The following is a 1,071-nucleotide window of genomic DNA, read 5'->3' as shown; positions in this document are numbered from 1 at the left end:
GTGGGGCGCCGCTGGTCGGTCCGGAGGCTCTAAAGCACGCTCGGGGCGGCGATGACGCTCCAGTGCTGGATCGGGTTCAGGGCGCTGCTTCCAGGCGACACCTCACGTTGTAGATGGGGCGGCCGGTAAGGTCGGCATAGACGGCCCGCGCATGCTCCAACGATGTCGCCCAGACGTATTCCGTTGTATTCGGCGCCGCCCACCAGCACCTGTAGGACTGCTCCTCCGTCTGCGGGGACGTCGTAGCTTGGGCGGAGGAGGTCGTGACAGTCATGGCACCCACAGCCAGGGCAAGTACAAGGGAAGCGAACAGTGTTTTCATGGAGAACCTTGGCGACAGCCTGTTTGGACAGAAGACACTCGGTGTTGAGCGTATCGAGATGACGTTAGCTGAGAGAGCGGTAGATTCTCGCCAACCAATGCTGTGAATGATTGGTTCTGTGTGCAGCTGCCGGTTCAAGATGCGAAGTGGTGTGCAGATTTCGGGCCGGCGACGCTCTTTGAGTAGGCAGGTAGTTGTCGCACTTGCCTTGCCCGACGCGTCGATCTCTATTGCCCCTTTCGACATGGCCCGGAAGCTGAGCATGCTGGATTTCGCTCGCGTTGCGGCCGCCAACCGGGGAGGTGCCGACCGTTGGCCGGCACGCGGGGTAGTGCAGAATGTGCGGTCCCGTTCTGCAGGTCACTCCATGGTTATTTATCGAGGCGCAGGGTTCCTGACGCTGCTCACGCCCATCGTCGCGTTGTTGCTGTTGATGTGGTTGTGGCCCGATCCTGCTGTTGCCAAAGGCAATACCTCGCTGGCGCAGCTGTTGATCGGATTCGGCATCGGCGCGGCGATCAATGTCGTGCTCGGCTTCGTGCTCAATCGCGGCCCGCGCGCGGCGGGCGAGCATGCCCGCCATCACTTCTTCTACATGCCAATGCAGTGGCCGTCGTTGACGATCGTGATCGTCTGCGCGCTGTGGGGCGCCATCGGCGTGAATTGATCGCCGGCGGCTGCTTGCCGGGTAGTGCCGGCCGCTGGCCGGCAACCAGGCGGCCCTTCCCGGGCAACCGGAGGAGCCGGCC

General features: G+C 62.8%; 1 protein-coding gene. It reads left to right on the top strand.

Annotated features, from left to right (window positions below):
- Window positions 1–584: 584 nt before the first annotated feature.
- Window positions 585–989 (top strand): hypothetical protein, encoded by a 405-nt coding sequence (locus ACE026_RS14235; protein WP_486039482.1) that lies wholly within the window; start codon window positions 585–587, stop codon window positions 987–989.
- Window positions 990–1,071: the final 82 nt, after the last annotated feature.

It is taken from the genome of Stenotrophomonas sp. AGC87 (assembly GCF_057333975.1).
Note: the sequence above shows the minus strand (reverse complement) of the source record. Positions and strands in the feature narration are given on the sequence as shown.

Bases quoted from the DNA above. Each gene is read 5' to 3' on its own strand.
- ACE026_RS14235 (WP_486039482.1), top strand. From the start codon at position 585: ATGCTGGATTTCGCTCGCGTTGCGGCCGCCAACCGGGGAGGTGCCGAC.